Annotated in this window: 13 protein-coding genes; 3 read left to right on the forward strand and 10 right to left on the reverse strand. The window is 66.9% G+C overall.

From position 1 onward, the window contains the following. Positions 1-9 precede the first annotated feature (9 nt). The 7 genes from MJO58_RS18790 to MJO58_RS18825 all read right to left on the reverse strand — a co-directional run bounded on the left by MJO58_RS18790 (position 10) and on the right by MJO58_RS18825 (position 7,632). Positions 10-654, reverse strand: coding sequence for a hypothetical protein (locus MJO58_RS18790; RefSeq protein WP_239720472.1), 645 nt, complete (start codon positions 652-654; stop codon positions 10-12). 41 nt (positions 655-695) lie between these two features. Next, positions 696-1,016, reverse strand: coding sequence for a type VII secretion target (locus MJO58_RS18795; protein WP_239720475.1), 321 nt, complete (start codon positions 1,014-1,016; stop codon positions 696-698). A 50-nt stretch (positions 1,017-1,066) separates the two neighbouring features. Beyond that, positions 1,067-2,308, reverse strand: coding sequence for an EspA/EspE family type VII secretion system effector (locus tag MJO58_RS18800; protein WP_239720477.1), 1,242 nt, complete (start codon positions 2,306-2,308; stop codon positions 1,067-1,069). A gap of 183 nt (positions 2,309-2,491) precedes the next feature. Continuing rightward, complete coding sequence (gene espB, locus MJO58_RS28755; protein WP_276553176.1) at positions 2,492-3,934, reverse strand: EspB family ESX-1 secretion system-associated protein; 1,443 nt, start codon at positions 3,932-3,934, stop codon at positions 2,492-2,494. 157 nt (positions 3,935-4,091) lie between these two features. Further along, a complete protein-coding gene (locus MJO58_RS18815) occupies positions 4,092-4,931 on the reverse strand; it encodes a transglutaminase family protein (protein ID WP_090604023.1) in 840 nt (279 codons plus the stop codon). After that, positions 4,931-5,908, reverse strand: a complete 978-nt coding sequence (locus MJO58_RS18820) for an alpha-E domain-containing protein (protein ID WP_090604025.1) — start codon at positions 5,906-5,908, stop codon at positions 4,931-4,933. The genes MJO58_RS18815 and MJO58_RS18820 overlap by 1 nt, the downstream gene beginning before the upstream one ends. Next, entirely contained in the window at positions 5,908-7,632 is a 1,725-nt protein-coding gene (locus tag MJO58_RS18825) for a circularly permuted type 2 ATP-grasp protein (RefSeq protein ID WP_090604027.1), read from the reverse strand. The genes MJO58_RS18820 and MJO58_RS18825 overlap by 1 nt, the downstream gene beginning before the upstream one ends. A 150-nt stretch (positions 7,633-7,782) precedes the next feature. Here MJO58_RS18825 and rpsT point away from each other — a divergent pair, with 150 nt between their 5' ends. Continuing rightward, on the forward strand, positions 7,783-8,043 hold the full coding sequence (rpsT, locus tag MJO58_RS18830) for a 30S ribosomal protein S20 (RefSeq protein WP_025736070.1): 261 nt from the start codon (positions 7,783-7,785) through the stop codon (positions 8,041-8,043). A gap of 10 nt (positions 8,044-8,053) precedes the next feature. Here the strand turns inward: rpsT and holA are convergent, their stop codons facing one another. From holA to MJO58_RS18845, 3 genes are read right to left on the reverse strand one after another with little or no spacing between them, the layout of a single operon-like run. Next, positions 8,054-9,004, reverse strand: coding sequence for a DNA polymerase III subunit delta (gene holA / locus MJO58_RS18835; protein ID WP_239723345.1), 951 nt, complete (start codon positions 9,002-9,004; stop codon positions 8,054-8,056). A 14-nt stretch (positions 9,005-9,018) separates the two neighbouring features. After that, on the reverse strand, positions 9,019-10,620 hold the full coding sequence (locus tag MJO58_RS18840; protein ID WP_434086381.1) for a ComEC/Rec2 family competence protein: 1,602 nt from the start codon (positions 10,618-10,620) through the stop codon (positions 9,019-9,021). A 1-nt stretch (position 10,621) separates the two neighbouring features. Further along, the gene (locus MJO58_RS18845; RefSeq protein ID WP_239720479.1) at positions 10,622-11,464 is read right to left on the reverse strand and encodes a ComEA family DNA-binding protein; all 843 of its coding nucleotides are present in this window, start codon (positions 11,462-11,464) and stop codon (positions 10,622-10,624) included. A 197-nt stretch (positions 11,465-11,661) separates the two neighbouring features. On the opposite strand from MJO58_RS18845, the gene MJO58_RS18850 reads away from it, so the two are divergent. After that, positions 11,662-12,822, forward strand: a complete 1,161-nt coding sequence (locus MJO58_RS18850) for an acyl-CoA dehydrogenase family protein (RefSeq protein ID WP_239720482.1) — start codon at positions 11,662-11,664, stop codon at positions 12,820-12,822. Positions 12,823-12,829: 7 nt separating this feature from the next. Further along, positions 12,830-13,948 (forward strand): acyl-CoA dehydrogenase family protein, encoded by a 1,119-nt coding sequence (locus MJO58_RS18855; protein WP_239720483.1) that lies wholly within the window; start codon positions 12,830-12,832, stop codon positions 13,946-13,948. Positions 13,949-14,029 lie beyond the last annotated feature (81 nt).

Genomic DNA, 14,029 nt, shown 5'->3' on the forward strand with positions numbered 1-14,029 from the left:
GCGTCCCTACTACTCGTTGCCGTATCGCGTGGCGAACACGTCTGCCTGCGCGCGAATAGCCTGATCCGGCGACCGCAGTTGCGCCATACCGGTCTCCAGTCCTTCGCTGATGAGCTCTTGCTCCTCGTGATCGGTAACCCCCAAGTGCCGAAAAGCGTCGAGCACGAATGAGTGCTGAATCGACAAGGCGCGTTGCCGGGCGAGGTCCGCGATGACAAGGATCTCCTCGGCAAGCTGGGATTCGGTCATCTTGCCCGCGTCCGCTGACAGCTCGACCAGCGAGATTCTGCCGTCCATGGTCGCCGTCACCGAAACGGACTCGGGGGGGTTCGTCACCTTGGCCGTCGGCATCGCGTCATCGTCGTCCCCGGCGTCGGCGGCCTCGAGGTCGCCGTCGTTCTCGGCCAGCGCATCGATCAATTCGCCTTCGGAATCGGCGAGCGGGGCCGGCTCGCCGACGGCCAATGAGTCGATAAGCGACGGCTCGGCGCTATCGCGGCCGACCCCGTCGCCGAAATCCAGGAACGAGCCGCTCTCCTGGCCAAAACCATCACCGAAGTCCTGGTGCGCACCGCCTTCGGGTCCGGGGTTATCGCCGAAATCCCAGGCAGCGCTATTCCCGTCATCGCCGTGCCCGTGCTGCGTGGTGTCCACTCTGCTGGCTCTCCTTCCGAACTTTCAGCGGTAAGCGTCGATCAGCCGGGCATCATCTGTTGGCTGAGATCCTCGCTCGACTGGGTGTCGGTGCCGGTATAGGCGGTCCTGGCGGCACGCAAATTGGCGGCCATTTCGTTGGACACGGCGACCATGTTGGTGCAGGCGGCTTCGCGTTCTTTTTCCGTAATGAACATGGCCCCCCAGAACACCGCTGAGATGAAGCCATGGTCCCAAATCAATTTGTAGGCTAACCCATCGGTTTCCGCCATGGCACTGTTGATTTCGGCGGCGGCTTCTTCCTGTTCGACCGCCAATTGTTCGAGGTATGCGGAGGTTACTTGTAAACTATTGTCTGGCATGGTATTTCCTCTTCTACGCTAATGGCTTGGGTACGGCCGCGGCATGCGCCTCAGCGGACGCCTTCGCGCTCTCGTTTAGCACCGTCGGCTGCGGTGTCGACCGGCGCGCTTTCTCCGGCTTCGGCGCCGGCGGCCGCCCCTTGGACATCCCTCGCGGTAAAGTCTTCCTTGTCGACTTCCTTATCGACGCCCGCGTCTCGCGCGTCAGCCCCCTTCGCCCCGCTCACGGCCGACGACACCGACGAGGCTCGTGAGCCTGGCGGCTGGCTGGGCACCTGGCCCAGCCCGGCTGCCGCGTAGGCCGGTGCGCCGGTGGTCTGCGGCACCGCACTTCCTGACGGTGCCCCCGGCGACTCGTCCTTGGGAATTCCACCGGCGTAGCTCGTGTCCCCCGTAGACCGACTGGGGGCACCGGTGGGCAGGGAAGCAAGTTCGTCGAAACCACCCGAAACCGCTGCTGACGACCCGGCGCCGCTGAGTTGGTCGAACTCGCTCACCATGGACTTCGACGCAGGCGCTTGTTTGGGCGCCGCGTATTCCGCACCCGTTACAGTCGCGCTCGCGGCAGCGGCCGTGTAGCCCTCGGTGATGGCCGTGAGTGAAGCCCCGTTCTCCGCCGCTTGGCTGAAAGCGACAACGCAAGCAGAGAGGGCAATTGGCAAACCTATAAGCAACACCGCCCACTGGAACGTGATCGACATCGCCACTCCCGCCGGGCCGTACCACCATCTGATCGCGGACGCTATGGGAACACACACGGTGTACAAGGCCCTGACCCCTGTCAGGGTCACCTTGCAAATCCCGAGCGTGTCGGAATTCTGCTGGAGGAGAGCAGCGACCTGCAGATCGAGGTCCGCTAGGATAGTCGCTAATTCTATCTGCTGGGCGTTTCGTGCGTTATAGGCGTCGGCAGCCGTGCCCGACCAGGAATCGTCGGCGACGGTCGCGTCTTTCAGGTTTTCCCAGGCTAATTTGAAGTAACTCGATGCCGCCTCATACGTTTGACCCTGTTCCTTGCCGCTTCCGAGCAATAGCGTCAGAGCGGTGACGATTTGTATTCCGCGCTCCAGGATCTGGGCCTCGACTCCGAACGCCTTGGCCAACGACTCGCCATCGTCCTTACGAGGACCGAACTTGCCTTCGGGGATATAGTTTTTGCCGACCGCGTACCCAGCCTGGCCCAACGCCAACCCAAGGTTGAACACACCGTCAACGTAATTACCCGCCGCGATAGCTTTGATCCCTGCGACCGTGCTGAAGCCGGGCTTCCAGCTGTCTGAGGTTTTCGGCATGGCTACTTTTCTCCCAATTTCCCTGGGGCCACTTGGCTATTCGATTGAAGTCTAACAGCGTACCGGTCGTCGTGCATCCAATCCTGCTGTGCACCAGGCACTTTCATTGCTCGACACCGATTCGCCGCTGTCGGGTTCCCTGTCGTTCATCTTTGCTGGCATACCAGCACCTGAGCAACGCGATCACTCGGGTGCGTCGTTGCGACGGCGGACACCGATGACCGACGAGGTCCACGGCCGCTCTTCGGTGTAGATATCCTCTTCCTCGCCGTAGCGCTTGGCCTTCGAGTCCTTACCCTGGCCCTGCCCGGCGCCGGCGCCCATCGGCATCCCGCCGCCCATGGCGCCGCGGCCGGCCGTTGCGCCGCCCGCGCCCGGGCCCGCACCAACCCCGCTGGCCGCGGGTCGTGTCGAACCACCCGAGCCCGCTCCCGCGTCCGTCGCAGACTGCAACGGCATCGACGGCATGCCGCCGCCCCCGAACGACGCCGGCTTGACCCCGCCCGCCTTCGGCAGCCCGGGCATTCCCGTCGGCAGTGGTGTCGACGGCGTGGTGGCGAACGGGTCACTGGCCGTGTCGCTTTGGCTGGACGCCATGTTGCTGAGGCTGCTCACCGTGTCCGCGACATTGGCGTTGCCCAGCTGCGACGCAAGGGCCCCGGGGCTGGTACCCCCGGTCCCCGCGTCGACGACACCACCGATGGCGCCACGGATGATTTCGCCGGCGTTGTCCGGTATCTGCAGCGGCGCCTTGATGGCGACCGCGGCCGGCGGATTGGAGGGATACACCAGCGATAGCGGCACCGCGGCGCGCTGGTTGTAATCGGCCAGCACCGTCTCCGACCTTTCCTGCATGTCCACGTACCACGCAAGAACTTCACTCTGTCTGGTGATGTCTCCCCTCCTCCCGTACTCGTCGTACCAGTAGTCGGTGACGTATAGGTCGTAGGACGTGGGGTGGACCGTGACGGCCCATTTGTGGGCGTCCACCACGCCTCTGGCCTGACTGGCGATCTGGAAGCACGAGCTATTGCCCAGCTGGATCAACCACTTCTTCTGCGATTCGAAGTTCGCTTCGACCGCCGCCGCGGACTCGCCCTCCCAATACTCGAAGGGACGGAACCGCCGCATCACGACGTCGGCTTGCAACGCCAACACATAGCTGTTCCAGTCGGCCTCGAACTTGGTGTACGCGGGGCCCTGATCGGGAGCCTCGATATCCTCGATCGCCTTCCTGAGGTCGTAATAGCCGTCATATCCAGGCGTCTCCGGTGGCGCCGCGAAACTCTCGCCTCCTCCGGTTTTCTGCGCAGGAGGCGTGCTCGCGGACTCGGGCGTGGCGGACGACCCCTCGGTGAGGGCGTCCGCGGCCGCCTGATCGGCTTCCTCGTAGGCCAGCGCCGCGTTTCGCAGCGACTCCGCCAACACCAGATATTCCGCTTCGGCTCGCTTGATGCTTTCGCGAATCGCGCTGGCGGAGTAATCCAGCTGCGTGCCGGAATCGACGACAAAAGAAATGGCGCAGGGGGGCCGCGCGCTCCCCGGCGGCGGGGCAGGCAACGGGACCTCGAGTTCGGCGGCCCTGGCCATCAGCTCGTCGTACTCGACCTTCAGCATCTCAGCCATGGACGACTCTCCTTCGGCGCCGAAGCCGTTTACACGAGAAGCAAGGTAAAAGACGCTCGCCGACGGCCGGGCCGCGTGAGCGAGGCTCATCGTAATGCAGCAAGGCCCCTGACGCAGCGCGATCGGCGCGAAGCGCTACCGCCCGGATCGGCGGCCGCTAGGCCAGTCGGGTGACCTCGACGACCACGTCGAGGTCGGTTGCGCCCCGCCCCGAGAAGATGCCCTTCAACGGGGACACATCGGTGTAGTCACGGCCGACGCCGACGCTGACGTATTGCTCGGTGATCTCGGTGTCGTTGGTGGGGTCGTAGTTCCACCAGCCACCGGTCCAGGCCTGAATCCAGGCGTGGCTTCTCCCGTCCACCGTGTCTCCGACGACGGCGTTCCGTTTGGGGTGCAAATAACCCGACACGTAGCGGGCCGGAATTCCCATCTCGCGCAACAGCATTAGCGACAGGTGAACGAAGTCCTGGCAGACACCCTTGCCCGCCTTGAGCGCGTCGATCCCGGGCGTGTGCACCCCGGTGGTCCCCGGAAGGTATTCCAGCTCGCCGTGCACCCAGTTGGCCGCGGCGATCACGGCTTCTTGCGGCTCATGGCTTTTGATGATCTTTTTGCCGACCGAGCTAAGCCGCTTGCTCGCCGGCGTGTAGTCGGTGGGCTGCAGAAATTCGTCGAACCGATCGATCACCGCGGCGGACTGCAGGTCCTTCCAGCTGACATCCTTCGCGGCCGGCTCCGGCTGTTCGGTCTCGACGACCGATGACGACGTCACCGTCAGATCGGTGTGCGGGGCGTGCAGGTCGAACGCGGTGACGGCGGTGCCCCAGTAGTCGATGTACCGGTAGGACCGGGTTGCCGGAATGGTTTCGACTCGGTTGAGGATGACGTTTTGCCGGGTGTCTGAACTCGGGGTCAGCCTGGCCTCGTTATAGGAGGCGGTCACCGCCGATTGGTACGCGAACCCGGTCGTGTGCACCACGCGCAGCCGCCACATCAGGTATCCCCGTTCCGGGCGACCAGGCTGGCACTATTCCCCGCATCCGACCATGCCACCCATGGCGTGACATGGAAGTACTGCTGCGACAACGCATCTCCGACATCTCGGCAGGTTGTCTGCAGACCGGCCAAACGAGTCTCGAGCGTGTCGAGCAGCACCCCCGGCGGCAGGAATTCCAGTTCGCTTCGGGCCTGTCCGAGCAGTCGCTGCGCCTCAGCGGTGGCCCCGACCCGGCTCATCGGATTACGCACCAACTCTTCGATGCTTTCTTCGGCGAGCTTGAGCGAGTAGAACACCGACCGCGGGAACAATCGGTCGAGCATCATGAACTCGACCACCCGGCCGGCGTCCAGCACCCCACGATAGGTACGCAGATAGGTGTCGTGAGCGCCCGCCGAGCGCAGCAGGGTTACCCAGGCCGGCGAGGACGCGCTGTCCCCCACCCGAGACAGCAAGAGCCGCACCGTCATGTCGACGCGCTCAATTGCGCGGCCCAACAACATGAATCGGTATCCGTCGTCACGCGAAAGAGTCGAGTCCGCCAGGCCGGCGAACATCGCGGCCCTGCCCTCGATGAACGACAGAAACTCGTGTGGCCCAAGGCGTTTGGCGGCGCGTTCGCGTTCGGGTAGGGCGTGGTAGGTGGTGTTGAGGCATTCCCAGATTTCGCTGGATGTCACCTCGCGCGCGGACTTCGCGTTTTCGCGCGCCGCGGTGATTGCGTCGACGATCGAGGAACCGCCCTTGTTGTCGGTGCTGTAGGCCACCATGTCGGTCAGCGACCAGACGTCCAAATCCTGCTCCGGCGCCTCGATGCCGAGCACCCGCAACAGCAGCCGGGACGCCTGGTCGGGGTCGACGCTGGAGTCCTCCAGCAACTGGTGCAGCGCCACATCCAGAATGCGCGCGGTGTCATCGGCCCGCTCGACATAACGGCCAATCCAGTAGAGCGCCTCGGCATTTCGGGCCAACATCAGCGGACCGACCTCTGCTGTTGTTGCTGCTGCTGTTGTTTCTGCTTTTGCTTTTTCGGCGGCTTCTCGTCCTGCGGTTGCTCGCTGTGCAGCGGCTGCCGACGCGACGAGCCCGGCGAGTCGTCGGTCTCGGGATCCGACATGGACTTAGGCAACGACCGCACGACTTCGGCGGCACCCAGCTCGCGATCGGCGCCCGACGTGCGCGGTGCCAGCACCCAGGTGTCTTTCGAGCCGCCGCCCTGGCTGGAGTTGACCACCCGCGAGCCCTCGACCAAGGCCACTCGGCTCAACCCGCCCGGCAGCACCCACACGTCGTCGCCGTCGTTGACCGCGAACGGTCGCAGGTCGACGTAGCGCGGCGCCAGCGCGTTGCCGATCCGCGTCGGCACAGTGGACAGCTCCATCATCGGCTGCGCGATCCAACTCCGGGGATCATCGCGAATCTTCTTGCTGACCGCCGCCAATTCTTTGTCGGAAGCGTCCGGGCCGAAGACGATGCCGTACCCGCCGGATCCCTCGACCGGCTTGATGACCAGCTCGCCGACCCGGTCGAGCACCTCCTCGCGTTCGTCGTCGAGCCAGCACCGGTAGGTGTCCACGTTGGCCAGCAGCGGCTTCTCGCCGAGGTAGTACTCGATCATGGTCGGCACATAGGTGTAGACCAGCTTGTCGTCGCCGACGCCGTTGCCGATCGCGCTGGAGATCACCACGTTGCCGGCGCGGGCGGCGTTGACCAGACCGGCCACCCCGAGCACCGAGTCGGCGCGGAACTGCAGCGGGTCGAGGAAGATGTCGTCGATGCGCCGATAGATGACGTCGACCTGGCGCTCCCCCTCGGTGGTGCGCATGTACACCTGGTTGTCGCGGCAGAACAGGTCGCGGCCCTCGACCAGCTCGACACCCATCTGCCGGGCGAGCAGCGAATGCTCGAAGTAGGCGGAGTTGTAGACGCCGGGTGTCAGCACTACCACGGTCGGGTCGGCCTCGTTGGTCGCCGCGGAATTGCGCAGCGCCCGCAGCAGGTGCGAGGCATAGTCGTCGACGGCACGCACCCGGTGGGTGGCGAACAGGTTGGGGAAGACCCGCGCCATCGTGCGCCGGTTCTCCATGACGTACGACACGCCCGAGGGCGAGCGCAGGTTGTCCTCGAGGACCCGCCAGGTGCCCTTCTCGTCGCGGATCAGGTCGATGCCGGCAACATGGATGCGCACCCCGTTGGGCGGGACGATGCCGACGGCCTGGCGGTGAAAGTGCTCGCAGGAGGTGACCAGGCGGCGCGGAATCACCCCGTCATTCAGGATCTCCTGATCGCCGTAGATGTCGTCGAGATACATCTCCAGGGCTTTGACCCGTTGGACGATGCCGCGCTCGAGCCGGTTCCATTCAGCGGCGGAGATCACCCGCGGCACCAGGTCCAGCGGAAAGGGCCGTTCCTGGCCCGACAACGAGAACGTGATGCCCTGGTCGATGAACGCGCGGGCCAGGGCGTCAGCGCGGGCCCGCAGGTCCGAGGCGTCCGACGGTGCCAGCTCGGCGTAGATGCCCTTGTACGGGCCACGCACGTTGCCTTGCGCGTCGAACATTTCGTCGAAGGCCATCTGGTAGGCGTCCGACGAGTTGTACCCGCGGAAGATGCGCTCGGAGCGCGCCAGCGCCGGTGCAGCGCCGCGCGAACCCCGCCTGGCCGTTTCAACCTGGTTCGGAAGACTCACTTTTAGGATGCTGCCTCAAATCGACGTTATGGCTGGCCACGAGTTCCCGTTTTGGGAGAAAACGTAACCGACTGCTAACCTGAGCAGTCGCAATCGGGTGCGGGTCGCCCCCCGAGACGAACACTTGCAAACACCAAAAACGACGAAGGAAAGTTCCGCGTGGCCAACATCAAGTCGCAGCAGAAGCGCATCAAGACCAACGAGCGCGCCCGACTGCGCAACAAGTCGGTGAAGTCGTCGCTGCGCACCGCCGTGCGCGCGTTCCGTGAGGCCGCCGAGGCCGGCGACAAGGACAAGGCCGCGGAGTTGCTGGTGTCGACCAACCGCAAGCTGGACAAGGCGGCCACCAAGGGCGTCATCCACAAGAACCAGGCCGCCAACAAGAAGTCGGCGCTGGCGCGGTCCCTCAACAAGATCTGAGCCCCGCGGCCTATCGGCCCCGGTCGGCGACCAGCTCGGCCACCTTTCTGACCGCTGACTCCAGCGCGTAGTCGGCGTCCGCGGCGGCTCCCTTGACGTCGGCGTTGAGGTCGGCGACCACTTTCATCGCGGTTGCCACACTGTCGCGCGACCAGCGCCGGGCCTGCTTCTGAGCCTTCTGCACCCGCCAGGGCGGCATCCCCAGCTGCCCGGCCAGTCGGTAGGGGTCGCCGGAGAGCGGACCGACCCGCCCGATAGTGTGGATGGCTTCGGCCAGTGCATCGGCCAGCACCACCAGCGGCTCGCCGCGCATCATCGCCCACCGCAGCGCCTCGGCCGCGCCCGCGACATCGCCGGCCACGGCCTTGTCCGCGATATCGAATCCCTTCACCTCGGCTTTACCGCTGTGATAGCGGCGCACCGCGGCCTCGTCGACCTGTCCGCCGGTGTCGGCGACCAGCTGCGAACAGGCCGACGCGAGCTCGCGCACGTCGGAGCCGACGGCGTCCAACAGGGCGGTGACGGTGTCCTCGTCCACCTTGACCCGCAGCGCGCGGAACTCCTTGCGGATGAAGTCGATGCGTTCACTCAACTTGGTGATCCGCGCACAGGGATGAACCTCGGCGCCCAGCGACTTCAGCTGGTCGGCCAGTGCCTTGGCGCGCCCGCCGCCCGAGTGCACCACCACCAGCATCGTGGCCGGCGGCAGGTCGGCGGCCGCCGCGGCGATCATCGCGACCGCGTCCTTGCCCGCTTCGGCCGCGGCCTCCAGCACGACGATGCGTTCGTCGGCGAACAGCGACGGACTCAGCAGCTCGGCAAGCTCAAACGTACTGACGTCGCCGGCCCGCATCCGGTTGACCGGGATGTCGTCGGTGCCGGCACGCTTGCGCGCCGCCCGCAGCACGTCCGCGACGGCCCGTTCGACCAGCAGTTCCTCGTCGCCGAGGACCAAGTGCAACGGCGATGCCTCACTCACCCCACGATGGTGTCACGAAGGGCCGACCAATCCGCTCGGGGATCCAGCAGCTCGGACGCCGACCAGGCCAGCGCACATACCACCGCGACCAGCCCGGCCACCCGGGTCGACGCGCGAAACCATGGCCGTCGCCAGAGCCGCACCGCGAGCGCGAGTAGCAGCGCGGTGGCACAGCAAATCAGCAGCACGCCGGCCAGGCCGTCGGGTACCGGCACGGTGGCCGCGGGCGCGCCGGCCGCGAGGTGCGCCACCTTCGACACCCACCACACCTCCGGGCCGGTGAAGCGCATCAGCAGCTGCGCCCCTGGCAGCCAGAGCACGCACATGACGGCCGCCGCGCTGCCCAGCACGGTGATGGGTGCGATGACCGGCGCGGCGGCCAGATTCGCGGCGACGGCCACCACGCTGAACCGACCCGAGATGCCGGCCACCAGGGGCGCGGTGACCAGCTGCGCCACCACCGCGACCGCGAGCGCATCCGCGAGCGGCTTGGGGCAACCCTTGGCCGCCAGTCGACGCGACCAGACCGGCGCGATGACCACCAGCGCGCCCGTCGCCAGCACCGACAGCGCGAAACCGGCGTCGACAGCGAGCTGGGGAGCGATGGCAAGCAATAGCAACACCGTGGCCGACAGCGCCGGCATCGCTTGCCGCCGGCGTGCAGTCAGCATCCCGGCCAGCGCGATGGCGCCCATCACCGCCGCCCGCAACACGCTGGGCGTCGGTTGGACGACGATCACGAACGCCACCAATGCCAGAGCGGCGAGCAGCACGGCCGCGCGCGGACCGATGAGCCGGGCAGAGAACAGCACCGCGGCGCACACGATCGTGACGTTGGCTCCCGAGACGGCCGTCAGGTGCGTCATGCCGGCCGCCCGGAATTCGCGGCCGGTATCGGCGGTGAGCGCCGAGGTATCGCCCAGGACCAGCGCCGGCAGCATCGCCGCCTGCGCGGCGGGCAGCACTTCGTGCGCGGCGGCGGCAAAGCGGCCGCGCACCGCGTGCGCGGCCCGCTGCACCGCCCCCGCCCGGCCCGTAACGGGCCGGCCCGCCGCGTTGAGCACCGCAACGGTCAGGTCGTGGCGAGTGGGGCGGCTGATCCGCGCCGAGAACCGCACCGGTTGGCCGACCATCACGTCGAAGTCCGACGCCCGCGCGAAAACGATGACCCGGCCGGATATCTCGTCGTCGCGCAGCCGTAGCAAGGTGGCACGAAACATCAGCCGGCCCGCGCCCAACGACTGCGCGCTCTCGCTGGGCGTCACCGTCACCGCGGCGACCGTCCCGAATGCCGCGGTGATCGGATGCCGAGCCACCGCGTCGGCGCGCAGCGCGATCGCGAAGCCGAATCCCGCGCCGACCACGCCGATCGCCACCAGACCGGCCCCCACGGCCCGCAGCCGCCGGGGCCGGACCGCCCGTCGCTGCGCATGCCAGGCCAGCATGGCGGCCGCGGCGACCAACGCGACACAGCACCAGGCCAGCGCCCGGCCAACCGGCCACACGATGCCCGAGGCGGTGACGATCCAGCCGGTGAGTGCGGCGGGGAGCAACCGCACATCGAGGCGGGCGAGCTGCGACCGCGCCTGCGCCGGCACGTCAGACACGAACCAGGGCGCGCAGCTTGTCCAGCCGCGACGGTCCGATGCCGTCGACATCGGCGAGCTGATCGACGCTGGTGAACCTGCCGTTGGCCTGCCGCCAACTCACGATCGCGGCGGCGGTGACCGGCCCAACCCCGGGCAGGTCGTCCAGCTGCTGCACGGTCGCGGTATTGAGGTCGAGCGCCTCGCCCGCCTTCGGCCGCCCGGGTGCCTTGACCGACCCCGTCGGCGTTGGCGTCTTGGCGGACGGCGGCGAGCCGGGCGTCACGGAGCTGCCCAGCGCGGTCGGCTGCCCGGACAGCGGTGTCAGCCCGACCACGATCTGCTCACCATCACCGAGCGGGCGGGCCATGTTCAAGCCGATGGTGTCGGCGCCGTCCATCGCACCGCCGGCGGCCTGCAACGCATCGGCGATGCGCGCGCCCGGCGTCAACGTCACCAGACCCGGCTTGTGCACCAGGCCGACAACGCTGACCACCACCGGCCGGTCGGGACCCGGAGTCGCCGAGGACTTGGGGCTTGCCGTGGACGCCTTCTCGACCGGGGGCAGCTTCGCGGACATCACCGGCGCGGGGTGGTCGCGGACCAGCGTGAATATCGTGATCAGCACGGCCAGGGCAGCGATCACAGCCAACGCGATCGCGCCGGCGCGGCCCGGATCCGCACGCAGCCGGGCCCGCCAGTTCCCTCCGTCTGCCGCGTCGGGAAGCCAACGCGGCAGCAACGAGTTCTGGTCCTCGTCCGGTACGTCCTGGCCCGGCTGCTCGGTGCCCGAATCGCCATCCGGGTCGGCGCAGAGGCGTCGCTGTAGCCGCTCGGCGGGAAGTTCTGTTCGCATGCGCCGACGGTAGGCGCGCCGACCGCCACCACGGCTGCGCCCGACGCCGTCTCGACCGCTCGCTGTGGATTAATCGGAGGCTGTGGACAAGCACAGCCAGGGATGGGTCAAGATGGAACTCGGAGCACACGACCGGACGGGGGCGCCCATCCGTCGGAATACCGGTCGCCACGCTCAACCCAGGCAAAGGAGTCTGCATGCAACTGGCGCTGACGCCGGAGGAAGCCGCGTTCCGCGACGAGCTCCGCACCATTTTCACGACCAAGATCCCCCAAGACGCGCGTGACCGGGTACGCCAGGGCTCGGCCGAGGTGGTGCACGACGACGTGGTCACCAGCCACAAGATCCTGCACGAGCACGGTCTGGCCGTGCCGAGCTGGCCGGTCGAGTGGGGCGGCAAGGACTGGACGCCGACCCAGCACCAGATCTGGGCCGACGAAATGCAGCTGGCGTGTGTCCCGGAACCATTGAACTTCAACACCAAGATGGTGGGCCCGGTGATCGCCGAATTCGGATCTCAGGAGATCAAGGAGCGCTTCCTGCCGCCGACGGCCAGCCTCGACATCTGGTGGTGCCAGGGCTTTTCCGAACCCGAAGCCGGCTCCGACCTCGCGTCGCTGCGCACCACGGCGGTGCGCGACGGCGACAGCTACGTCGTCAACGGGCAGAAGACCTGGACCACGCTCGGCCAGTACGCCGACTGGATCTTCTGCCTGGTACGCACCGACCCGCAGGCGCCCAAGCGCCAGGCCGGCATCTCGTTCCTGCTCTTCGACATGAAGACGCCGGGCATCACCGTACGGCCCATCAAGACGATCGACGGCGGCCACGAGGTCAACGAGTTGTTCTTCGAAGACGTCCGGGTTCCCGCCAATCAGCTTGTCGGAGAAGAGAATAAGGGCTGGACCTACGCGAAGTTCCTGCTGGGCAACGAGCGCACCGGCATCGCCGGCGTCGGGCGGACAAAAGTGCGCCTCGCCGAGGTGAAGAAGTTAGCCACCGAAACCGGCATCATCGCCGATCCGCTGTTCGCCGCCCGGCTGGCCGAGGCCGAAAACGAGCTGCTGGCACTGGAACTCACGCAGTCGCGAGTGGTGACGGATTCCGCGGACGGCCAGCCTAACCCGGCGTCGTCGGTGCTCAAGCTGCGCGGCAGTCAGTTGCAGCAGACCGCCACCGAGCTCCTGGTCGAGGTCGCCGGCCCGGACGCGCTGCCCGCCGACGGGGACGGCATCGCGTCTCCGGACTGGGCGCAACACAGTGCGCCGCGCTACCTCAACTACCGCAAGACGACGATCTACGGCGGCAGTAGCGAGGTACAGCGCAACATCATCGCGTCCACCATTCTGGGATTGTGAGGCAGCCATGGACTTTCAGTTGACCGACGAGCAGGGCCTGCTGCGCGACACCACCCGCGATCTGCTGTCTCGTACCTACGACCCGGAGAGCCGCATCAAGGTCATCGGGTCTGATCTCGGTTGGAGCCGCGAGGTATGGAGTCAGCTTGCCGACACCGGGATCCTGGGCCTGGGCTTCGACCCGGAAGAGGCCGGCCAGATCGAGATCATGGTCGTGCTCGCCGAGGCCGGGCGCCGGTTGGCCCCCGAACCGATTTTGCACGCCGCGCTGGCGCCGGGTGCGCTGATCGCCGAGCAGGGCACCGACGCGCAGAAAGAACAACTCGACGACGTCGCGGCGGGCCAACGGCTGCTGGCCTTCGCCCACCTGGAGCCCGGGCATCGCAAGCCAACCACAGCGGTCACGACTCGGGCTGTGCGGCAAGGTGATTCGTGGACGTTGACCGGCCGCAAGAATCCGGTTCTCGCCGGTGACTGCGCCGATGCATTGGTGGTCAGCGCCGCATTGCCGGACGGCGGCACCGGCCTGTTCCTGGTCGACGGCGGCTCCGAAAACACCTCAATCGCCCGTCATCGGTTCCGGACCTTCGACGGTCAGCGCGGCGCGCAGGTCGATTTGGACGGCGCGGCGGCCGAGCCGTTGGGCGACGCGGTCGACGCGTCGGGCGCCATCAGCGGTGCCCTCGTTCGCATCCAGTCGGCGCTGTGCGCCGAAGCGGTCGGGGCGATGGAGGAAGCGCTGCGGCTGACCACCGATTACCTCAAGTCCCGCAAGCAGTTCGGCGTCACTCTCAACAAGTTCCAGGCGCTTACGCAGCGAGCCGCCGACATGTACGTCTCGCTCGAGATGGCACGCAGCATGAGCCTGTACGCAGCGATGTCGATCGCCGACGGCAACCTCGACCCGCTGATCGCGTCGCGGGCCAAGGTGCAGATCGGCCGCTCGGGCCGGCACATCGCGCAGGAGTCGATCCAGATGCACGGTGGAATCGGTGTGACCGCCGAATATCCGGTGAGCCACTACGCCGCTCGGCTCACCGCCGTCGAGCACACCCTGGGCACCTCGGGCGATCACGTGCACAACCTGATCGACCACCTCGGTGAGTACGACTTGGCCCGGCTCTAGCGACGGTTGAGCCGTCCGAGCGGGTCGTCGAGTTCCTGTCGGTGTTTTTCGGGGCTGCCCGCACCGTGGATTGCTGGGGTA

This window comes from Mycobacterium lentiflavum, from assembly GCF_022374895.2.
GTDB classification, from domain to species: Bacteria; Actinomycetota; Actinomycetes; order Mycobacteriales; family Mycobacteriaceae; genus Mycobacterium; species Mycobacterium lentiflavum.